General features: G+C 59.0%; 20 protein-coding genes and 1 pseudogene. 11 read left to right on the top strand and 10 right to left on the bottom strand.

Annotated elements, in window-relative coordinates:
• Positions 1-140 precede the first annotated feature (140 nt).
• Complete coding sequence (locus CKW38_RS09795; RefSeq protein ID WP_095112636.1) at positions 141-1,640, bottom strand: efflux transporter outer membrane subunit; 1,500 nt, start codon at positions 1,638-1,640, stop codon at positions 141-143.
• 276 nt (positions 1,641-1,916) lie between these two features.
• On the opposite strand from CKW38_RS09795, the gene CKW38_RS09800 reads away from it, so the two are divergent.
• The 6 genes and pseudogenes from CKW38_RS09800 to CKW38_RS09825 all read left to right on the top strand — a co-directional run bounded on the left by CKW38_RS09800 (position 1,917) and on the right by CKW38_RS09825 (position 6,958).
• Positions 1,917-2,885 carry a LysR family transcriptional regulator gene (locus tag CKW38_RS09800; RefSeq protein WP_007914118.1) on the top strand — a complete coding sequence of 323 codons (969 nt, stop codon included), beginning with the start codon at positions 1,917-1,919 and terminating at the stop codon, positions 2,883-2,885.
• 394 nt (positions 2,886-3,279) lie between these two features.
• A complete protein-coding gene (locus CKW38_RS09805) occupies positions 3,280-3,654 on the top strand; it encodes a DUF6124 family protein (protein WP_095112637.1) in 375 nt (124 codons plus the stop codon).
• Positions 3,655-3,992: 338 nt separating this feature from the next.
• Positions 3,993-4,457: a hypothetical protein gene (locus CKW38_RS09810; RefSeq protein WP_095112638.1), complete on the top strand. Its 465-nt coding sequence runs from the start codon at positions 3,993-3,995 to the stop codon at positions 4,455-4,457.
• Between the two features lie 61 nt (positions 4,458-4,518).
• Positions 4,519-4,758 (top strand): annotated as a pseudogene (locus tag CKW38_RS09815) (DUF6124 family protein); the annotation flags it as partial.
• 568 nt (positions 4,759-5,326) lie between these two features.
• Positions 5,327-6,301, top strand: a complete 975-nt coding sequence (locus tag CKW38_RS09820) for a D-glycerate dehydrogenase (protein WP_095112639.1) — start codon at positions 5,327-5,329, stop codon at positions 6,299-6,301.
• Positions 6,302-6,448: 147 nt separating this feature from the next.
• Positions 6,449-6,958, top strand: coding sequence for a DUF2165 family protein (locus CKW38_RS09825; protein WP_007914127.1), 510 nt, complete (start codon positions 6,449-6,451; stop codon positions 6,956-6,958).
• Between the two features lie 19 nt (positions 6,959-6,977).
• Here the strand turns inward: CKW38_RS09825 and CKW38_RS09830 are convergent, their stop codons facing one another.
• Complete coding sequence (locus CKW38_RS09830; RefSeq protein ID WP_007914130.1) at positions 6,978-7,880, bottom strand: DMT family transporter; 903 nt, start codon at positions 7,878-7,880, stop codon at positions 6,978-6,980.
• Positions 7,881-8,019: 139 nt separating this feature from the next.
• Between CKW38_RS09830 and CKW38_RS09835 the strand changes: the two genes are divergently transcribed.
• On the top strand, positions 8,020-8,895 hold the full coding sequence (locus CKW38_RS09835) for an AraC family transcriptional regulator (RefSeq protein WP_095112640.1): 876 nt from the start codon (positions 8,020-8,022) through the stop codon (positions 8,893-8,895).
• A gap of 202 nt (positions 8,896-9,097) precedes the next feature.
• Here the strand turns inward: CKW38_RS09835 and CKW38_RS09840 are convergent, their stop codons facing one another.
• From CKW38_RS09840 to CKW38_RS09865, 6 genes are all read right to left on the bottom strand, one after another.
• Positions 9,098-11,527 (bottom strand): TonB-dependent receptor, encoded by a 2,430-nt coding sequence (locus CKW38_RS09840; protein ID WP_095112641.1) that lies wholly within the window; start codon positions 11,525-11,527, stop codon positions 9,098-9,100.
• 199 nt (positions 11,528-11,726) lie between these two features.
• Complete coding sequence (locus CKW38_RS09845; protein ID WP_095112642.1) at positions 11,727-12,716, bottom strand: FecR family protein; 990 nt, start codon at positions 12,714-12,716, stop codon at positions 11,727-11,729.
• A complete protein-coding gene (locus tag CKW38_RS09850; protein WP_095112643.1) occupies positions 12,713-13,279 on the bottom strand; it encodes an RNA polymerase sigma factor in 567 nt (188 codons plus the stop codon). Before CKW38_RS09850 ends, CKW38_RS09845 begins: the two co-directional genes overlap by 4 nt.
• Position 13,280: 1 nt before the next feature.
• Positions 13,281-13,607: a DUF3325 domain-containing protein gene (locus CKW38_RS09855; RefSeq protein WP_007914161.1), complete on the bottom strand. Its 327-nt coding sequence runs from the start codon at positions 13,605-13,607 to the stop codon at positions 13,281-13,283.
• Positions 13,607-15,193 (bottom strand): PepSY domain-containing protein, encoded by a 1,587-nt coding sequence (locus tag CKW38_RS09860; protein WP_095112644.1) that lies wholly within the window; start codon positions 15,191-15,193, stop codon positions 13,607-13,609. The genes CKW38_RS09855 and CKW38_RS09860 overlap by 1 nt, the downstream gene beginning before the upstream one ends.
• Complete coding sequence (locus tag CKW38_RS09865; protein ID WP_095112645.1) at positions 15,190-15,495, bottom strand: DUF3649 domain-containing protein; 306 nt, start codon at positions 15,493-15,495, stop codon at positions 15,190-15,192. The genes CKW38_RS09860 and CKW38_RS09865 overlap by 4 nt, the downstream gene beginning before the upstream one ends.
• 190 nt (positions 15,496-15,685) lie before the next feature.
• On the opposite strand from CKW38_RS09865, the gene CKW38_RS09870 reads away from it, so the two are divergent.
• The 4 genes from CKW38_RS09870 to CKW38_RS09885 all read left to right on the top strand — a co-directional run bounded on the left by CKW38_RS09870 (position 15,686) and on the right by CKW38_RS09885 (position 20,239).
• Positions 15,686-16,174 (top strand): sigma-70 family RNA polymerase sigma factor, encoded by a 489-nt coding sequence (locus tag CKW38_RS09870; RefSeq protein WP_007914173.1) that lies wholly within the window; start codon positions 15,686-15,688, stop codon positions 16,172-16,174.
• Entirely contained in the window at positions 16,171-17,103 is a 933-nt protein-coding gene (locus CKW38_RS09875; protein WP_095112646.1) for a DUF4880 domain-containing protein, read from the top strand. The genes CKW38_RS09870 and CKW38_RS09875 overlap by 4 nt, the downstream gene beginning before the upstream one ends.
• Positions 17,104-17,247: 144 nt before the next feature.
• Complete coding sequence (fecA, locus tag CKW38_RS09880; protein ID WP_095112647.1) at positions 17,248-19,581, top strand: TonB-dependent Fe(3+) dicitrate receptor FecA; 2,334 nt, start codon at positions 17,248-17,250, stop codon at positions 19,579-19,581.
• Positions 19,582-19,870: 289 nt separating this feature from the next.
• Positions 19,871-20,239: an endonuclease domain-containing protein gene (locus CKW38_RS09885; protein WP_095112648.1), complete on the top strand. Its 369-nt coding sequence runs from the start codon at positions 19,871-19,873 to the stop codon at positions 20,237-20,239.
• Positions 20,240-20,480: 241 nt separating this feature from the next.
• On the opposite strand, the gene CKW38_RS09890 is transcribed toward CKW38_RS09885, so the two are convergent.
• The gene (locus CKW38_RS09890) at positions 20,481-20,888 is read right to left on the bottom strand and encodes an HPF/RaiA family ribosome-associated protein (protein WP_007914181.1); all 408 of its coding nucleotides are present in this window, start codon (positions 20,886-20,888) and stop codon (positions 20,481-20,483) included.
• A gap of 200 nt (positions 20,889-21,088) precedes the next feature.
• Positions 21,089-22,036: a LysR substrate-binding domain-containing protein gene (locus tag CKW38_RS09895; RefSeq protein WP_007914183.1), complete on the bottom strand. Its 948-nt coding sequence runs from the start codon at positions 22,034-22,036 to the stop codon at positions 21,089-21,091.
• Positions 22,037-22,092 lie beyond the last annotated feature (56 nt).

The raw sequence follows: 22,092 nt of genomic DNA on the forward strand, positions 1-22,092 counted from the left end.
TTAATTGTGCTCAAGAATTCAGGCAAGACGCGATCCCTGTAGGAGTGAGCCTGCTCGCGATGGCGATTTTACATCCAACATTTCTGTTGACTGATACACCGCTATCGCGAGCAGGCTCACTCCTACAATTTGATGTGTGTTCAATGCAGGAGAACCGGGGTTTTCGGCGCTAGGGTTTTCTCAGCAGTCGGCACGTCGTTGCCAGCCCCGAGGCCACCACCCAGCGCAGTCACCAACTCGGCATGCGCAGTCAACCGCGCCGCCTGCACCTGCTGCTGCACCTGCTGCTGTTTGAACAGCAACGTCTGCGCATTGAGCACGTTGAGGTAATCGGTGAGGCCGCGCTGATAAGCGATCATCGCGATGTCGTAAGTCTTCTGCGCCGTGGCAACCGATTCGGCGGCGAAGCCTTGCTGCTTGTCCATCGACTCGCGGCGGATCAACTGATCGGAAATATTCTTCAGCGCATTCACCAGCGTCTGGTTGTAGTGCGCCACGGCGATGTCGTAACCAGCGGAGGCTTCACCGAGTTCGGCACGCAGTCGGCCACCGTCGAAGATCGGCAAAGAGATCGCCGGGCCGACGTTGTAGTTGAGTTTCTTGCCGGTCAAAAACTCCAGCGCGCCACCGCCGGTCGCCATGTAGCCGAGGCTGCCGACCAGATCGACGTTGGGGTAAAACCCGGCATGCGCCACATCAATCCCACGCGCCTGCGCCGCCACTTGCCAGCGACTGGCGACCACGTCCGGCCGCTGACCGAGCAATTCGGCGGGCAGAGCCGACGGTAGTTTCAACGCAGCAGCGAGCGACAGCGTCGGACGCTGCAACTGCGCGCCCGCCCCCGGACCTTTGCCGGCGAGCGCGGCAATCTGGTTGCGGCTCAGGGCGATTTCTTCGTCCAGCGCATCGATCTGGCGGTGGGTTTCCGGCAACGGCGTTTCGGCCTGGCTGACTTCGAAATGTGTGCCGATCCCACCATTCAGACGTTTTTGCGCCAGATCGAGAATCTGCTGTTGCTGCTTAAGCGTCGCCGCAACGATGTCGCGTTGGGCGTAATGCAGCGACAGTTCGATGTAGGCGCGGACGATGTTGTTCTGCAATTCAAGCTGCGCCAACCGCGCCTCGGCCGCGCTCATATGCGCCAGATCCACCGCACGTTCGCTGGCGTTGCTTTCGCGACCCCAGAGGTCGAGGGCGTAGCTGAAACCCAACGCGGCGTTGTTGTCCCAAGTGGTGGTGTTGGCCAGATCGCCGGGGCCGTAGAACTGATCGGTCGGCCAGTTGTGGCGTTTGAGGGTCGACTCGCCATTGATTTGCAATGACTCGGCGGATTCGGCGACACCGGCCAAGGCTTTGGCCTGACGCACCCGCGCAGCGGCGATGGCCATGCTCGGGCTGCCCTGCACGGCGAGGTCGATCCAGCGATTGAGTTGCGGGTCGCCGTAGGCTTGCCACCATTGCGCGGTGGGCCAGTTGGCGTCACGGGCGGCGTGAGCAATGGCATCGTCGGTGGCCAGCGAGTTGGCCTCCATTGCCATGCCTTGTGGAGCAATTCCGTCCGTTGAGATGCAGCCGCCAAGACCCAGGGTAAAAGCCAGAACACTGAGCGGCAAAAGCGCTCTGTTGATGCGACGCGGCACAGCTGCGAATTCCTGAGAAGGGGGTAGATCGAGGACCCATGTAGGAGCTGCCGCAGGCTGCGATCTTTTGATCTTGATTCCCTTAAAACAAAACCAAAAGATCGCAGCCTGCGGCAGCTCCTACAGGGATCGGCGCAATTCTATGGAACGCCCTGTACGGCGATAAGCTGGGATTTCTGTGAATCTTTGTTACGGTTAACGAGATAATCCTTAAGTCTGGGGTCTCAGCCCCCGAAACTTCGTGTCACAATTTGCCATCTCCCTTGAGAGCACCCCATGGACACTTTGCAAAACATGCGCGCCTTCAGTTGTGTCGCCGAAGCCGGCAGCTTCACCGCCGCCGCCGTGCAACTCGACACCACCACCGCCAACGTCTCGCGCGCGGTCTCCAACCTGGAAGCCCACCTGCAAACCCGCTTGCTCAACCGCACCACGCGGCGCATCGCCCTGACCGAAGCGGGCAAACGCTACCTGCTGCGCTGCGAGCAGATCCTCGCCTACGTCGAAGAAGCCGAAGCCGAGGCCAGCGACGCCCACGCGCGCCCGGCCGGGCAATTGAAAGTGCACACCATGACCGGCATCGGCCAGCACTTCGTCATCGACGCCATCGCCCGCTACCGCAAGACTCACCCCGACGTCACCTTCGACCTGACCCTGGCCAACCGCGTGCCGGACCTGCTCGACGAGGGCTACGACGTGTCCATCGTGCTCGCCAGCGAATTGCCGGATTCGGGTTTTGTTTCGCAACGGCTGGGCATCACCTACAGCATCGTCTGCGCCTCACCGGCCTACGTGAAAGCCAACGGCGCCGCGCAAAAACCCAGCGACCTGCTCAACCACGCCTGCCTGCGCCTGGTCAGCCCGGTGATTCCGTTGGAGAAGTGGGCCTTCGACGGCCCGGAAGGCCAGGAAATGGTCACCATCAACAGCTCGCCGTTTCTGGTGAACTCTGCCGACGCGATGAAAACCGCGATCACCAGCGGCATGGGTGTGGGTGTGTTGCCGGTGTATGCGGCGATCGAAGGCTTGCGCAACGGCACGCTGGTGCGGGTCATGCCGAACTATCGCTCGCAAGAACTGAACCTGTATGCGATCTACCCGTCGCGGCAATATCTGGATGCGAAGATCAAGACGTGGGTTGAGTATTTGCGTGGGTCGTTGCCGGAAATTCTCGCGGCGCATCAGGCGGAATTGGCCGCTTACGAATTAAGCGGCAGCCTCGCCGGCGCGCGCGTCGCCAACTGATTTTCAACACACCACGAAACCTGTAGGAGCTGCCGCAGGCTGCGATCTTTTGATCTTGCTGTTTAATCGCAGCCTACGGCAGAGCCTACAGAAACGGGTATTTCACGGATCTTTCCGACAGGTTTTGACGGTTGTCCGTGGGAAGTGCGCTGGCTAGGATTTGGGTGTCGCTGACGCATCAGCGACCGGGTCTGGAAAACCCGCAGGATCACAGCACATGACATAATGCCGCGCTTTTTCGGCGCCGAAGTTTTGTTATGGCGGCTGTACGTGGGAGACCTCCGGGTCTGCCGGGTTTGATCCTTTGCCGGTTTTTCCAGTCCGCGTACAGCTGCCACCCCTTTCGCCTGGAAAACGAAACATGGCAGCTCCATCTCTTTAAAAGGATATTGCCATGATCAAACACAGTCCCAATCCGCCTGTAGCGGAAGACACCACCCCCTACGAATTCCCCGGTTCGAAGAAATTCCACGAAGCCGCCGAACGCGCCCTCGACCACTACCTCAAACCCAACGCCCTCACCCTGCGCTTCCACAAACCCAGCACCATGTTCCAGGTCGCCCCCGAACAGGACAGCGAAAGCCTGCTGGTCCACGCCTGCGAATCACTGGCACAGGCCAGCCTGATGACCAGCGACATCGCCGCCTACATCGACCTGCCGCAACGACGGACGATTCTGGCGATTCAGCAGATCATCATGCTGGCTGAACTGGCGGTGAATCGAGTGCTGGATAACCACGAAATCCCGCAATCCCCGGCACACAGCTAAAAGCCCCTCACCCTAACCCTCTCCCGGAGGGAGAGGGTTAGGGTGAGGTGTTTGGGCGAGTTACACCGACGTGAAATACCGAGTCGAATTCAAACTCTGAAAGGCTCAGAAATCGGCTCCCTCTCCCTTGAATGATGCCGGATGACGGCCTGACACAATTAAGCATTGTCCAATGGCCGCAAACCTGAAGTGGGCAATCAAGTTCCAAAAATCATCTTCAGATTAATTTTTAATAGCCAATCGATATAGGAGACCTGTCAGATCTGACAGTGCCCATTTTATCGCTTTAGCCGAACAATGGATGTCGTCACACCAACCCAACCTTGAAGGAGCAAGACATGTCCATTAAAGATCTGGAACTCGACAAACTTAAGAAATCAGGTGAAGGCACTGTAATTGCCAAACTAAACAAAGACTATATCACCGACAAGTTCGAAGGAAAACCCGACCATTTTATTACCGATAACAAGATAGTCGCGCTAAAAGCAACTTATCAAAAATCCTCTACCACCTCATTCACTATCAACCTCACTTTTGACGCAAATATTAAGCTTGGGAGGAATGAATTCAGCACGGAGCACTTTCCCTCTCCGTTCAGATTTTCATATACGTCAGACTCACATACAAAAGGCTATACAAGCGCTAAAAATGCAGGGTTCATTGTTGTAGAAGAGTTCAACATTGCCAAAGGCATTTTCAAGGCAGCCTTCAACTTCAGTTTTGTAGATTTCGACACAAATGAGCTGCATCAAGTTCATGATGGTCAGATTGATGTCAAAGGCCTTGAAACTATCGAGGTGTAAAGGTAGATCGCAAAGTCTGACACAAGTGCAGACACAAGCAGGTATCAGCCAATGTTGATACCGCTTCCCCAAAGCCACCGTGTTTCAGATCTCCCCCGAACAGTACAGCGAAAGCCTGCTGGTCCACGCCTGCGAATCACTGGCACAAGCCAGCCTGATGACCAGCGACATCGCCGCCTACATCGACCTGCCGCAACGACGGACGATCCTGGCGATTCAGCAGATCATCATGCTCGCCGAACTGGCGGTGAATCGCGTGCTGGATAACCACGAAATCCCGAAATCCCCGGCACACAACTAAGAGCCCCTCACCCTAACCCTCTCCCAAAGGGAGAGGGGACTGACCGAGGTGTTTGGGCGAGTTACACCGACGTGAAATACCGAGTCGAACTCAAATTTTGAAATGCCCACAAATCCAAAGCCGACCACGCCCCGCTCTTCACCACTCAATAGGCCGAGTGTCAGCTCGCCTGCTCTTGATCTTGCTCTTGATCCACGGGCGACGTCGGAAGGCTGAGTGGAGGGATTGATCCGGGCGTGGGAGCGCAGCGACCGTTTGGCGAAGCCAAACACAGCGAGAGGAGGTGCAGCGAAGCAAACCGTAGGCGCTGCGCCCGGATCGATCCCGGAGCGAAGGAACCCCGAGCCCCAGCGAGCGGGCCGCACGTAGGAGCAAGCCTTTTCGGTTACCTTTTCGGCGTTTGGAAAAGGTGACCCGCCGTCAGGGCGGAACCCTAAGCCGCCGTTACCGCAGCAACGGATATTCACCAAGCACACCCACAACATGGTCGGCCCAGAGGCCGCCAAGACAACCCCAAGCCAGAAATGTTAGCGTGCTTGGTATCAAGCCCGAACAAGAGCCAACAACGATGAAAAAGACTGTCCTGGCCTTCAGCCGCATCACCCCGCCCATGATCGAACACCTGCAACAGGAGTTCGACGTCATCGTCCCAAATCCAAAGAACGGCGACATCAACGCCCAATTCAACGAAGCCCTGCCCCACGCCCACGGCCTCATCGGCGTCGGCCGCAAACTCGGCCGCGCACAACTGGAAAACGCCGCAAAACTCGAAGTGGTCTCAAGCGTCTCCGTCGGCTACGACAACTACGACCTCGACTACTTCAACCAACGCGGGATCATGCTCACCAACACCCCCGACGTGCTCACCGAAAGCACCGCCGACCTCGCCTTCGCCCTGATCATGAGCAGCGCCCGCCGCGTCGCCGAACTCGACGCCTGGACCAAGGCCGGCCAATGGCAAGCCAGCGTCGGCGCCCCGCTGTTCGGCTGTGACGTCCACGGCAAAACCCTCGGCATCGTCGGCATGGGCAACATCGGCGCCGCCGTCGCCCGCCGTGGCCGCTTCGGTTTCAACATGCCGATTATCTACAGCGGCAACAGCCGCAAGACCGAACTGGAACAGGAACTCGGCGCGCAATTTCGCAGCCTCGATCAACTGCTCGCCGAAGCCGATTTCGTCTGCCTGGTGGTGCCGCTCAGCGACAAAACCCGCCACCTGATCAGCCATCGCGAACTGGCGCTGATGAAACCCGACGCCATCCTGGTGAACATCTCACGTGGCCCGGTCGTCGATGAACCGGCGTTGATCGAAGCCCTGCAAAACAAGCGCATTCGTGGCGCTGGCCTGGATGTCTACGAAAAAGAACCGCTAGCCGAATCGCCTCTGTTCCAGCTGAAAAACGCCGTGACATTGCCGCACATCGGCTCGGCGACGAATGAAACCCGCGAAGCCATGGCCAATCGTGCGCTGGCCAATCTGCGTAGTGCCCTGCTCGGCGAACGCCCGCAGGATCTGGTCAACCCGCAAGTCTGGCGCGGATAAAAAAACACGGGCAAGTGCGTTATCGCACTTGCCCGTTAGTTACGCGTTACACAACTTGAAATTGAACAAAAAAGCCAATCAAACAACAGCATTATAAGCTCTGCCTGCCTGTCGAATAATCGACAAACGCTATGGAGAGCCAATACCTTGAACACCCTGACAACCGACAGACTCATTCGTTACAGCAAAGTCATATTAATGGCTTACATCAGCTTCTTTGGCGTACTGGTAATGATCCACAACTTTACCGACTACAATTCAAACTACACCTACGTGGCGCATATCCTGAGTATGGACACCACCACGGCCAGTGAAACCATCAAGTACCGAGCCATTGAATCACCGATGATCCATCACCGGATCTACTGGTTCATCATCACGCTGGAAGTCACGTATACCGTGCTGTGCCTGATAGGCACGTATCAGCTATATCGCCACATAAATGCGTCCGCAGAAGTATTCCACGAGGCAAAAAAGTTCTCGATCATGGGCATACTGGCGGCAATCTTCATTTATTACGTCTGTTTGCAAACCGTGGGTGTGGAATGGTTCGACATGGACACTTCGCAATCATGGAATGCCAAGGACTGGGCGCGACATATCGTTGATTTCATCTTCCCGGTAATGATTTACATCACCTTGAAAGTAGAGCGCTGAAGTTCAGCGCTCGTTTATTTCAAGCCAACTTTCCCTGCACTGGCGCCACGACCACCTTGGGTTTGCGGAACACCAACACATTGCCCAGCATCACTAACACCAGACCGACCAGCGCCGGCGCTGTCCACTGATAACCTTCAGCAAAAGCCGAGACGTTCAGCGCCACGACCGGAAACAGCACGGTGCAGTAAGCCGCACGCTCCGGACCCATGCGCCCGACCAGCGTGAGATACGCGGTGAAGCCGATGACCGAACCGGGAATCACCAGATAGAGCAGCGCACCGACGTAACGCGGACTCCAATCCATATCGAACGGAATACCTTTGACCAGACACCACACCGACAGCATCGCCGCGCCGTAGGCCATACCCCAGGCATTGGTGGTCAGCGGTTTGAGGCCGGCCTTCTGCTGCAGGCTCGAGAGCATGTTGCCAGCCGAAAAACACAACGTGCCGCACAACGCCAGGCCGAGACCGAGCAAGGTTTGCGGACTAGCCTGATGCCCCGCCAGTTCCGGCCAGAACAGCATGCCCAGGCCAAACAGGCCCAACGCACCGCCCATCAGCACATTGCGCGCAATGCGCTGGCCGAAGAACACCCGCGCATTCAGCGCGTTCCACAACGTTGCGGTCGAAAATACTACCGCGACCAGACCACTGGGAATCCACTGACTGGCGGTCAGGAAGCACATGAAGTTGACGCAGAACAGACACAAGCCCTGAGCCACGCAGATCAGATGCCCGCGACGGTTCATCGGTTGCAGGCGACGGCTGAGCAGCAACAGCGCAAACAGCACCAGCGCGGCGAGGCCGAAGCGATAGACGATCGATACGGGAATCGCCACCACGCCCAGTTGCCATTTCAGGGCAATCCAGGTGGTGCCCCAGATCAGCACGGTCAACAAATACAACGACAGGTTCATGGCAGACACTCCTCGATAGGCCTTGAGTGTCTGCCCGAGCCCGGTTTGCGCGCTTGCAGAATCTTGCGCTTTTGTCTGGCGGCAGGCTGGCAGCAAGACGTCTACGGAGTAGGATGCAAGGCGTTGAAGAGAACCGATCATGGCCGCCATCGATACCCTGCAAGTCTTTCAAGCGCTAAACAGCTCGCCGAACGCACGTCTTGTGCACAGCGCCGAGCTCGGCGACGGCTTGTCTGCCGCTTTGTGGACCAACCACCACGATGCGCAGGATTATGAAGCGCCGAGCCATCACACCCTGTCCTGCTACATCGCCGGTGGCACCGGTACCTTTCGTCGCGATCAACCCGGTCAGAAAGGCGGGCCGGACAAGCTGTGCATCCTCCCGGCCGATCACGAGTCAGGCTGGGTGATCAACGGTGATATCCGCTTGGCGCATCTGTATTTCAGCGCCGAACAATTTGCCCTCGGTTGCGTCACGTTGCTCGATCGCGAACCGCGTGAGATGCAGTTGCGCGAGCAGACGTTTCTCGAAGATCCACAACAGGCGCAGCGCTTCCGGCAGTTGCTGACGCTGAATTGGGACGAACCTGCCGAACGCTTGCTGACCAGCAGCCTCGCCCATGAATTGATCACCCATACCTTGCTCAGTCAGGTTGGCGCGCGTCAGGGTCTGCGTTTGAAGGGCGGATTGGCGCCGCACCAGCGTCGGCAACTGGTGGATCTTATCGACACTCAGTTGGCCGAGCCGATCAGCCTCGGACAATTGGCCGGGTTGTGTGCCCTGTCGGAATACCACTTTGCGCGGATGTTTCGCACGAGTTTCGGCCTGCCGCCGCACCAATACGTGCTGGCGCGACGCTTGAGCCGGGCGCGGGAGTTGTTGCGCGGGACGGCGTTGCCGTTGGGTGAGATTGCACTGGCGTGCGGGTTTGCCAGTGCCAGTCATTTCACTAATCGGTTCAAGCAGGTTTTGGGCGGGACGCCGGGGGAGTATCGGCAGGCGTTTTTGCGTTGAGCCCCTCTCCCCCTCACCCCAGCCCTCTCCCGGAGGGAGAGGGAGCCGATTGGGGGATGCTCGAGCTTTACACCGACCTGAAAGTGCTCTTCTGAATCCATATTCGAATCGATATCTCAGGTCGATGTATCGCGCAAGACACCTCGGGTCAGTCCCCTCTCCCTCAGGGAGAGGGTTAGGGTGAGGGGCTTTTGATCTTGCCCTAAAACTCCAAAGTGCTAGACAGCGAAACCTGCCGCGCATCCCCCATCGACACAAAGAACCGGCTCGCCGCCGAGGTGTAGTACGTGCGATCAAACAGGTTCTTCACATTCAGCTGAAACTTGACCTTCTGCCCTTCAACCTTGGTGTCGTAAGTGGCAAACGCATCGGCCACGGTGTAGCTCGGCAGATCAAAATCATTCACCGCGTTACCCGCACGTTCCCCGACATAACGAGCGCCCGCACCGACGCGCAATTGATCGCCGCCAATCACGCTGCCGAAGTCATACACCGCCGACAACGAACCGGAGTTCTTCGCCACGTTTTGCAGGCGCTTGCCTTTGTAATCCGGGTCTTCGGTCACTTCGGCATCGGTGTAGGCGTAGCTGCCGATCATGCTCCAATGGTCACTTAGCTGACCGGTCAGGTCCATTTCCAGACCGCGCGAACGCACCTCGCCGGCGGCGCTGTAAATCGTCGTCGGGCCTTCGGAATTGGCCACCAGCACGTTGCGCTTCTTGATGTCGAACAACGCGATGTTACCGGTCACACGCCCCGGCATGTCCAGGCGCGCGCCCAGCTCCCACGACTTGGCTTCTTCCGGCGCGATGCTGCCGTCGAGCACGGTGCTGCTGCCGCTCAGCGGGGCGATGGTTGAGTTGGGCTTGAACGATTCGGTGTAGCTGCCGTAGAACGACAAGGCGTCGGTGTAGCGATACACCAGACCTGCGCGCGGGACGAACTTCTGGCCGTTGCTGTCGGTGTTGGCCTTGAACGGCACGCCTTTGCCGGCGTACTGGTCGTATTCCTGGAAACGCCCGCCGGCGACCAGAATCCACTGGTCGTTGAGGTGAATCGAGTCCTGCATGAACACCGAATCACTGCGCAGTTCATCGGTCTGCGCGCTGTCGGGGGCGCTGACGGTGGTGCCGGCGACTTCGCGGCCGTACACCGGATTGAGGTAGCTGAACGTGGTCAGGCTTTTCTGCCGGATCAAGTCCTCGCGGTAGATCTTGCGGTACTCGTCATCAACGCCGAACACCAGATCATGCTGCATGCCCAGCACTTTGACCTTGCCTTCAAGACTGGCGGTGGTGAAACGGTCAGTGCTGATCGCGTTCTGTGTGCCGTCCATGCTGCGGGTCAGCGTGCCCTTGTTGGTGTCGATGGCCGTCACGCGGACTTGGCTGGCGTCGTAGGTTTCGCGGTTCCAGCTGTAACCGAAGTGCGCTTTCCAGTCGTCGTTGAGCTCGTGATCAGCTTCAAAGTGATACAGGTCCGAGCGGCCTTCCATGTTGTTGAACGGCTCGTCCAGACGCTCCTTGCGCGAGATATCCAGCGGGTGATTGGTGCGTGGATCGATCAGCGTGCCACGGTCGAACGGCGTGAGAAATTCGCGATGCTCGTAGGCAAACAGCAGCTTGGTGCTCTCGCCAAACCAGGCCAGCGACGGCGCGATCAGGGTTTCACGGTGGGTACCGAAGTTGCGCCAGTAATCTTCATCTTCGTGGTCGAGCACCATGCGATAGGCCAGCCCGGAATCGCCCAACGGGCCGGTGCTGTCGAAGGTGCCGCCGCTGCCATTCTTGCCGTCGCCGTAGGTCGAACCGCGCAAGGTCAGGGCATTGTATTGAGTCAGTTCAGGTTTCTTGCTGACCAGGTTGACCACGCCACCGGGGTCTTGAATGCCGTACAGCAACGAGGCCGGGCCTTTGAGCACTTCGACGCGATCCACCGTGGCGTTCATGCCACGCCCCTGCACGATCGGCATGCCGTCGCGCATGATCGAGCCGTTACGGTTGTCACCGAAACCGCGGGTCATCACCGAATCCTGAGTGCTGCCCAAGGTGTTGCCCTGGGTGATGCCGCTGACATTGGCCAGCGCGTCATCCAGATTGCGCGGCGCCTGATCGCGGATGACTTGCGCCGGGATGACGTTGACGGTCTGCGGGACTTCCTGCAACGACGCCGAAGAGCGCATCACCGAACTGGTTTCCGGCGGCTGGTAGCTCATCGACTCGTCGCGCATCGAAGTGATGGTCGTGGCGCCGAGGTTCAACGCGCCTTCGGTGGGTTTGGGCTCCAGTGCCAGCGTGTGGCTATCGGTGCGGCGGAAACTCAGGCCGGAGCCACTGAGCAGACGTTGCAGCGCTTGTTCGGCACTCATCTGGCCATTGACTGCCGGCGCGGTGAGGCCGTAAGGCGCTTCGTCGGTGTAGACCACGCTCTGCCCGGTGACGCGGCTGAAATCGCTCAAGGCTTGCGGCAGTGGTTTGGCGGCCAGGGAAAAGTTGAACTGCTTTTGCGCTTGGTTGCTGACGGTTTCAGCGGCGAGCGCCACGCTCATCGGCAACAATGCCAATGCCGAAAAGCTCAGTGCCGACACGCCTAACCATTGTTTGACCGAACCCGATTTTGCCCTGGACTTCATTGCTCAATGACCTGTGTAGAACCGCAACGGATGCGAATGAATCGCAGTTTCAGTCACTACACGGATGGGGCTCGGGTTTACCTCACCACAAATCCGAAAATATTTTTGCAGATCAAAAGATCGCAGCCTTCGGCAGCTCCTACAGGAGATCGCATTCCAATGTAGGAGCTGCCGAAGGCTGCGATCTTTTGACTTTGCCTCAACGCAAAATAATCAGATGCCCCAACACCTGATGCTGCTCAAACCCCAACACCCCTTGCAGTGAACTGAGCACCGCCTGCGGATCCTTGCTCGGAAAACTGCCACTGACCTTGCGCGCCGCCAGCTCATCGTTGAGCAACACAATCCGTCCCGGGTAATAACGCCGCAGATCCTCGACCACATCGGCCAGCGTCGACTTGTAATACGTCAGCCAGCCCTGACGCCATGCCAACTGCGCCTCACTGTCCACCGCATGAAGTTTTTCTGCCGAGCCTTCAGAGTAAGCAACTTGCTGGCCGGCGGTGAGAATCTGTTGTTCGCCATCGCGATCCGCCGTCACACCAACGCGCCCGGACAACACCGTGACCTGCGCGCCATGCGGTTGCAGTCGCACTTCGAATTGCGTGCCGAGCACCCGCGCCTGACCTTTCTCGGCCTCGACCACAAACGGCTCGCCGGTGTGCGTAACCGTGAAAAAACCGGCACCACGGCGTAGCTGGACATGCCGCTCGCCACGGCTGAAATCCACAGCAATCGCACTGTCGCCATCCAGCGTAACTTGCGATTGATCGGCCAGTGTCACGGTGCGAATTTCACCCGGCGCCGAAACGTAATCGGCGCCCAGATCATCGATCCAGCGCTGCGGCTGCCAGCCTGTACCGAGGCTGACCATCAGCAACAGGCATGCCGCCATCGCCAGCGCGCCCGACCAACGCAACAGCGCTGGACGACGTGGGCGATCCATTGCATCGAGGTAGCCCTGCAACGCCGAGGCTTCTTCATCGGCCAGCGTTCGCGCCGGGCCTTCGCTCAATTCCCAGAGCACTTGCGCCTGCGCATACGCTTCGGCATGCGCCGGATCAGCGCGCAGCCATTGGCTGAAGGTCAGTTGATCGCCGGCACTCGGCCGATCATGCAACAGGCTCAGCCAGGCAAACGCGGCCTGCTCTTGCGCGGGCGTGGGGATGACGGAGTCGGATGGCTTCACGGTGCTTTCCCTGGCAGGCGTGGCGCGGGTTCGCGCAGGCTGGCCTTGCAGGCCTCGAGGGCGCGCATCATATGTTTTTCCACGGCACTTTGGGACAGGCCCATGGCTTTGGCGATGTCCGCGTATTTGCGACCGTGGATGCGATTGAGCAAAAAGATTTGCCGGGTGCGCTCGGGCAAGGCGCGCAACGCCGCTTCGACATGCTTCAGATCATTGCCCGCTTCCAGCGCCGCTTGCGGTTCGCTGCCGTGGCTGTCCGGCGCCTCCGGTTGCCAGCCTTCGTTGACGCGCGTGCGTGTGCCTTCGCTGCGCAGATGATCGATGGCGATGTTGCCGGCGCAGCGCAGCAGATAGGTGCTGAGTTCTTCGACCTGCACCAGCGGTCGCCGCCAGAAACGCAGAAACAGATCTTGGACCAGATCCGCCGCCGTCGCCCGGCAACCGACGCGCCGGTTCACCAGCGCTTCCATTTGCGAACGCTGGGACAGGAACACCTGAAGAAAATGCGCACGCGCCCCACGCGGCTCGTCGTCGCGGGATTCCGGTGGCAGATCGATCAGCACTTCAGCACTGCGCCCATGCGGCGACCGGGCTGGCCAGCAGACTGAACCCGGCCAGCGCCAATGCGAAACGCGGGCGATACGGCAGCAACAATACCAACGCCAGGGCACTGAGCATCAGCACGGCGAACCAGTCGACCAGACCGAAGCTCCAGCCATTGGCCTTCACCGCCGCCCAAAGCGACAAACACAGCAATAACCATCCGCCGACTTTCAGGCCCTGGCGGCGACGCGTGGACGGTTTGTGACCGAGCAATTCATCGTGGTGACGAGGCATCGACAGGCACAACGCGGTGAATCCGGTGTAGGTGAGCAACAAGGGCAAGAGCATCAGTTCGCCCCTTGTTCAAGGGTGATCGGCCGGGCCTGTTCGCGGCGGGGCTTTTTAATGCTGACGGTGTTGCCAGCACGCTGCATTTTCCACGCGGCCCACGCCAGAAACACACCGGTTGCGAGGCACGTCAGATCAAAACCGGCCAACGCCCAGTCACCCCGCATCAACGCGACGCCGAGATTCCAAGGGGTGGTCAGCGCATTGATCAGCGGCACCGCAACAAACAGCGCAGCACCGAAAACAAGCTGCTCAACCCAGGCTTTGCGCCCCGGTCGCAACATCGCGTGCAGCACGCTCAAGCCCCAGGCCATGAAGAACGCGTTCACCTCCCAATCTGCACGTTCGGCAAGGCTCACCGGCAACAGACGATTGGCCAGGAAAAACACCGCCACCGCAGACACCAGCCCGGCCATGCTGGCGATATTCAGCACTTCCACCAGCCGCAACTCGAACGGCATCACACCGCTCTTGGCGTGTTTGAGTTGACGCTTGCCCAGCCAGATCACTAGCCCGGTGCCAATCATTGCCGTGCCGGCCAGCCCGCAGATGAAGTACAGCCAGCGCAAGACCGGCCCGGCGAAGTGGCCCATGTGCAAACCATAGAACGCGCCACCCACCGCCATCGCCAGCGGCTGGTCCGGTGTGCTGCCGAGCATCTGCCCGGTCACACCGTTGAAGGTCACGGCGCGGCCGAAATCATGCACCACACGGTCGCCGGCACGGGACAGCACCACCGTCGCATTGGCATCGCCCGGATTGCTCACGGAAAGGCGCGCCGTGTGGCCGCCCGACCATTGCTCGCGGGCCTTGCTCAACAGCGGCGCCATGGCCGCCAACGGCGCAGCGATAGCGGCGCGCTCGGGTGTTTTCGAGGCCGGGAAAACCTCGTCATAAAACGTGCGCACGTCACTGCCGTAAGACGCAACGATGCTCGCCGGCATGACCATCGACATGAAAATCACCAGGCTGCTGTAGGTGATCATCAGGTGAAACGGCAACACCAGCACACCCACCGCGTTATGCCCGTCGAGCCAGGAGCGCTGGCCCTTGCGCGGGCGGAAGGTGAAGAAGTCCTTGAAGATTTTTTTGTGGGTGATGATCCCGGTGATCAGCGCAACGAACATCACCATCGCGGCAATGGTCGCCAGCCAACGGCCCCACGGATAAGGCATTTGCAACTGGAAGTGGAAACGGTAGAAGAACTCGCCGCCCATGCTGTCGCGGCCCTGCACTTCTGCGCCGGTTTGCGCATCAAGGGTTTTCGATTCGAAGCGCCCGCGCTCGCCGGGCTTCGCCGGCGCGGCCTGCCAGCGCACGGTAAGACCGGGATCACGGGCATCTGGCAGATCGATCAGCCAACGTGAGGCGCCAGCCGCGTGTTGCTGCAGATAATCCTGGGCCAGCGCCAGGCTGGTCTCGGCACTCACCGATCGCGCAGGGATTTCCGGCTGCATCCAGTGGCTGATTTCATCTTTGAAATACGCCAGCGTCCCGGTCAGGAAAATCGCGAACAGCAACCAGCCGAACAGCAGCCCGGCCCAGGTGTGCAGCCAGGCCATCGCCTGACGAAAGCCCTCTTTCATGCCAGGCCCAATCCGCGTGCCGCGCCAGAGACAGTTGCCAGAATCACACTCGGTACCAGCAAACCGACCCAGGCCGACCATGCCGTACGACAGGCAAAACACCAGAGCACCGCCACCAGGTAGACCAGAAAGGAAATGGTCATGCCGGTCACCACCGCTTCGGCACGGCTCAGCGGCAGCCACAGTGTCAGGGTGACACTGGCCAGCGCCGCAACGAGATAACCGCCAAACACCGCGGCCAACACCCGTGAGGTGACGGCCAGACGATAGGACATGGGAAGTGTGGCGAGTTTGCCTTTCATGTTTCGACCCTGAAACGAAAAACGTCCGGCCGATCAGCCGGACCTATAGGCGAGCAATATTAATGATAAATATTCTCATACGCAAAAGCATCTGATTGCCGGTTGAGCGCTTCACCCCCTACAATGCGAACAGTTCTTGTTCTCTAACGCACACTCTCTACCGCGTCAAGAAAGCGCCCGGAGTTCACCGTTGTCGTCCGCCCATCCCGTCGAATCGCTCTATCAGGCCCATCACGGCTGGCTCACAGGCTGGTTGCGGCGCAAACTCGGTTGCCCGGACAGCGCGGCAGACCTGGCGCAGGACACGTTCATCAAGGTGCTGACCGCCCGCGAGCCGCCGGTGATCATCGAACCGCGCGCCTTTCTCACAACGTTGGCCAAGCGCGTCCTGTTCAATCATTACCGCCGTCAGGATGTCGAACGCGCTTACCTCGACACCCTGGCGCAGATGCCGGACATGGTCGCGCCGTCGGAAGAAGACAAGGCGATCATCCTGCAAACCCTGATGGAGCTGGATGAGTTGCTCGACGGTTTGCCGCGTCAGGTCAAACGCGCATTTCTACTGGCGCAGGTGGATGGCCTGACTTATCCACAGATTGCCGCCGAACTCGGCATTTCCGTGGCCACGGTCAAACGTCATCTGAACAAAGCGGCAATGCGCTGCTACTTCGCGCTATGAACCGCACACCAGACTTCTCCTCTCAGGTGGCGGAACAGGCCGTGCACTGGTTGATGGAAATGCAGCAAGGCGCGCTCTCCCCGCGCCAGCAACACGCCTGGCAACAATGGCTGGAGGCGCACAGCGAACACCGGCGGGCGTGGGAGCATATTCAACGAGTCAATCAGCGTCTGCGCGGCGTGTCTTCACCACTGGCGCATGCGGCATTGAACGGGGCGAAGTCCGGCAGTCGTCGTCAGGCACTGAAACTGTTGCTGATTCTTGGCGCGGGCTCAGCCGTCACGTGGGGCATGCGCGAGCACAATCCACTGCCGTCGTTCCTCGCCGACTACCGCAGCCCGATCGGGCAACGGCGCAAGGTGGCGCTGGGTGCCGGCGATCAGTTGCAACTCAATACCGCCAGTGCCGCCGATGTCGATGCCTCGGCGCGACTGATACGCTTGCTCGAAGGCGAAATCCTCCTGACGGCCAAACAATCGTTCGAAGTGCGCACCGCTCAGGGCATTCTTGAAACTCACGGCGCACGTCTCAATGTGCGTCAGTTTGCCGATCGCACGCAGGTTGCCTTGTTCGAAGGTCGCGTCGAACTGAGCAGCAATGGACGCGCGCCGATGCTGTTGCCGCTTGCACGGCAACTGAGTTTCACCTCGACCTCCGTCAGCGCAGCCAAACGGTTGGATGCCAACAGCGGCGCTTGGGCCGACGGCATGCTGGTGGCCGCGCATATGCGATTGGGCGACTTCCTCGATGAGCTTGGCCGTTACCGTCGCGGCCAACTCAATTGCGCCAAGAACGTCGCCGATCTGTTGATCTCCGGGACGTATCCACTGGACGACAGCGAGCGGATTCTCGATCTGCTGGAAATCAGTTTGCCGGTAAAGGTGAAGCGCTTTACCCGTTACTGGGTGAGCGTCGAAGCGCGGGTTTAAAGCAGCAGAATCAAAAGATCGTCCGAAGGCTCGGGCCGCGATCGGACGATCCTTTGATCTTGAAAAATAAATGAGCCGTTTTTCAGATCTGGCGTGACAGAGAAGGAAAGCCCCCTTGATTCAACCTTCTCAGGATCATCCGACATGCACTCCACCCGCCTCACACCACTGGCTCGCAGCCTGCGCAATCTTGTCCTCGGCGCCAGCCTGAGTTTCAGTGCCCTGCCCGTTGCGATGGCTGCTGAAGCCAAGGCTTATCACATCGCGCCGTCGTCGCTGGAAAACGCTCTCAACCAGTTTGGTCGTGAAGCAGGCGTGTTGATTTCATTCGGTTCGCAAGTCACCAGCGGTGTGCAAAGCCGTGGCCTGGAAGGCAGTTACACACCTGAGCAGGGTTTGAATGCGCTGCTCGAAGGCACCGGCCTGCAAGCGCGCACCGAAGGCAACAACGCGTTCAGCCTGCAACCGGTGGCGGATGCCGCGCTGGAGCTGGACACTTCGAAAGTCGTCGGCGACTGGCTGGGTGACGCCGCGCAAATCAACGTGTTCGAACATCCCGGTGCTCGCGACGTGATCCGCCGCGAAGAGTTCGAACGTCAGGGTGCAACTCAGGCGCGTGATGTGCTCAACCGTATCCCCGGCGTCAACGCCCCGGAAAACAACGGCACCGGCAGCCACGACATGGCGCTGAACTTCGGCATTCGTGGTTTGAATCCACGCCTGGCCGCGCGCTCGACGGTGTTGATGGACGGCATTCCGGTGCCGTTTGCGCCTTATGGCCAGCCACAACTGTCGTTCGCGCCGATCAGCATGGGCAACATGGATGCCGTGGACGTGGTACGCGGCGGTGGCGCCGTGCGTTACGGCCCGCAGAACGTCGGCGGCGTGGTCAACTTCGTGACCCGGGCGATTCCCGACGAGCCAACGGTCAAGGGCGGCTTCCAGACGGAAACCAGCCCATCGTCGAGCCATGACGGCTTCAAGACCAGCGCCAACCTGCTGGCCGGCGGCACTAATGCCAATGGCCTCGGTGGCGCGTTGCTCTACTCCGGCACCCGTGGTGGTGACTGGCGCGAACACAGCGACACCGAGATCGACGACCTGATCCTCAAGGGCAAATACCAGCTCGACGAGGCCAACAGCTTCAACGCCATGGCGCAATATTACGAAGGGAAAGCCGACATGCCCGGCGGTCTGAACGTCGCTGATTACGACGCCGATCCGTATCAATCGACGCGTCCGAAAGACCAGTTCTGGGGCCGTCGGACGATGTTCAACTTCGGCTATCGCTATCAGGAAGATCGCCGCGAATTCACCGCCAACACCTTTTTCACCAAGACCTTGCGCAGCGGCTATCTGGATCAGGGCACATTCCTTTCGCTGTCGCCGCGAGAGTATTGGGTTCGCGGCCTGGAAACCCGTTTCGCCCAAGGCTTCGACCTCGGCCCGACCAGCCATGAAGTCGGCGTCGGCTACCGTTATATCAACGAGGCCGGCCACGAATTGCGCTATCGCACGCCGATCAGCAGCAACGAATACCCGACCACCAGCAGCCGCAATGACCGCGACACCCGTGGCGGCACCGAGGCCAATGCGTTCTTCGTCGACGACCGCATCGACATCGGCAAATGGACGATCACCCCGGGCGTGCGCTACGAGATGATCGAATCGCAGCAGACCAACAACCTGACCAACGTCAAATACAAGGGCGACTACAACACCGCACTGCCGGCGTTGAACGTGCTTTATCACCTGACCGACAGCTGGAACCTGTACGCCAACACCGAAGGCTCGTTCGGCAGTGTGCAATACAGCCAGATGCCAAACCGCGTGACCAGCGGCGAAGTGAAACCGGAAAAGGCGCGCACCTGGGAAGTCGGCACGCGCTATGACAACGGTGCGTTACGCGCGGAGATCGGCGCGTTCCTGATCAACTTCGATAACCAGTACGAAAGCAACCAGACCAACGACTCGGTAATCGCCCGTGGTGAAACCCGCCATCAGGGTATAGAAACTAGCATCAACTACGCGCTGGATGACTTGAGCCCTGCGCTCGCCGGTTTTGATGTCTATGCCAGCTACGCCTACGTTGACGCGACCATCCGCGAAGACGGACCGAACAAGGGCAACCGCGTACCGTTCTCGTCGAAACACAAGGGCACGATTGGCGTCGGTTACACCGAGGGGCCATGGAAGCTGAATCTGGACAGCAGCTTCCAGAGCGATCAGTTCGCCGACAACGCCAACACTTCGAAGGAAAGTGCCGATGGCAGTACCGGGAAGATCCCGGGTTACATGCTGTTCAGCAGCCGCGCGGGGTATGACTTCGGGCCGCAGTTGTCGGATCTGAATGTGGCGGTGGGGGTGAAGAACATCTTCAACACGCAGTACTTCACGCGGTCGTTTGATGACAACAACAAGGGCAAGTATGTGGGGGAGCCGCGCACGGTTTATGTGCAGACTTCTGTAGCGTTCTGAGGGTTGAAGAGCCCCTCACCCTAACCCTCCCGAAACGTCGGACCGCCCAGAGGGAGAGGGGACTGATTGGGGGGATGCTTGCGAGGTACGCCGACCTGAACGTACTGTGCCGAATCCATAATCGACTCGACCTGAAACCGCTTTGCCGAATCCATAATCGACTCGGTCTGTCAGGTCGATGTACCACGCCAGACACCTCGGTCGGCCCCCTCTCCCTCAGGGAGAGGGCTGGGGTGAGGGTTCTCAGCTACAGTGAAATATCCAACCAACTTCACAAGGATCGTGAAGCATGCAAACTCGCCCCACCCTCGCCCAGTTCGCCCGCCATCTACGCGTTAACCAAACCGACTGCGAACACCTGCTCTGGCAAAAAATCCGCTCCCGCCAAATCGCCAATCTGAAATTTCGTCGGCAGTTTCCGTGCCCGCCTTACGTGCTGGATTTTTACTGTGCCGAGCTGAAATTGGCGATTGAACTGGATGGTGGGCAGCACTATGAAACGCGAGAAGTGATTCATGACCAACGCCGGACACGCTATCTGAATCAAAAGGCTATTGAAGTCGTGCGTTTCAGTGATCTGGAGGTACTTCAGCAGATGGATGAAGTACTGGAGCAGATCATACGAATTGCGGCAGTTCGAAGATTGCCCTCACCCTAACCCTCTCCCAGAGGGAGAGGGGACTGACCGGGAGATGCTCGTAATTTCCGTCGACCTGAAATTGCTTTGCTGAATCCATAATCGACTCGGTATTCCAAGTCGACGTACCTCTTCAGACACCTCGGTAGGCTCCCTCTCCCTCCGGGAGAGGGCTGGGGTGAGGGGCTTTTCTGCTTACAAACAAAAAACGGGCCTGCTTTCGCAGGCCCGTTCTCATTGGTTGGCTTATTAAATCAGCGTATCAACTGTTGATCGCTGCCTGTTCATTCTCGTCAAACTCTTCCGCCAACAGCTTGTCGTTGGCCTTGCCGGTGAGTGGCACCACAGCGGCACGTGGCTTACCTCGCAGTTTGCCGAAAAGGTGCTCCAGGGCGTGCTCGAGTTTTTCGGCAGCGCCGTCGATCGCCTGTTCCAGCGAATCGGCCTTGTGGGTCACGGAAATCGGTTGATGGCCTTTTGGCCGCGCTTCCAGTTGGCAGCGCAAGTCATGGGGACCTGGTTTGTCACCGTTCTCGTCGCTCAGGTGGACTTCGACACGGGTCAGGTCTTCTTCATAACGTTCGAGCGTGCTCTCAATGGTTGTACGTACCCACTCCTCCAGTCGTTGACTACTTTGAATATGGTTATCGCTGTTGACTTGGATTTGCATAGTTCATCCCTTATTTCAGCTAGCTCGTGAGAGGCCTTGAGTTGAATTTCCTGACCTCCTGGTTACAACAATCGGCCCGACTGCCGAACATTTCAACCCCTGAAAAAAGATAAATATTCATTCGCAAAAAAAGCCGGACAACCGGGCAAAGCACTGGTAAGGTCGGGAGTTGGGTCGCCTCGCAACCCTGCAAAATTCGCTCACAATTGCCCGTCATTCAACGGGTGCAAACTGCGAAATATCCCCGCCTCCTCGACCAGCCAATCATGCACCGCACGCACGCCCGGATGGCTCAACGCCCCCGGCGCATACAGCAACACGTAACGTTTGTGATTCGGTACCGACAGGCCGAACGGCACAATCAACGTGCCTCGTTCCAACTCATCGTTAAGCAAAGTGCGGCGGGCAATCGCCACGCCCATGCCGGCGATCGCCGCTTCGATGGTCAGGTGATTGCGATTGAAGGTATGCCCGCGCCGTACGTCGGCGCCTTCAAAGCCGATCGCGTTTAAATAAAACTCCCACTCTGCGTATTCATAGCTGCCACGCCAGGCAGTGATGTCGTGCAATAACGGAAAATGCACCAGATCCGCCGGCCCATGCAGCGGCGGACGCCCACGCAACAGGCTCGGTGCACACACGGGGAAAATCTGCTCGTCGAGCAAGGCTGTGGATAACAATCCCGGGTAACTGCCGTCGTTCAGATCGATCGCCAGATCAAAGTCACCCTCGTGTAACGGTACGCTGCTGTCCTCGGCGACCAGCCGCAGTTGAATGTCCGGATAGCGCTGCTGCAGGCGTGGCAAGCGCGGTGTCAGCCACTTGCTGAGGAACGACGGAATCGAGCGCACGCGCAAAATTCCGCTGATCATTCCGGCGTCGAGCCGACGCAATTCGGCATCGATGCTGCCGTACGCCTCGTTGACGGTAATCGCCAGCCGCTGACCCTCCGCGCTCAGCTCGACACCGCGCGCACGCCGATGAAACAAACGAAAACCCAGGCGCTCTTCCAACTGACGAATCTGCTGACTGACCGCCCCCGGGGTGATGTGCAGTTCTTCGGCGCAACGGGTGAACGACAGGTGCCGCGCGGCACAGGAAAACACCTGCAGCCAGACATAGGTCTGGGCATGCAATTGACGACTCATCGTTTAGTCCTGCTAAAGGCTTACTTAGGAAGTTTCGTTAGTCACGTAGGACCGAG

Source organism: Pseudomonas sp. Irchel 3H7 (genome assembly GCF_900187605.1).
Classification (GTDB): domain Bacteria; phylum Pseudomonadota; class Gammaproteobacteria; order Pseudomonadales; family Pseudomonadaceae; genus Aquipseudomonas.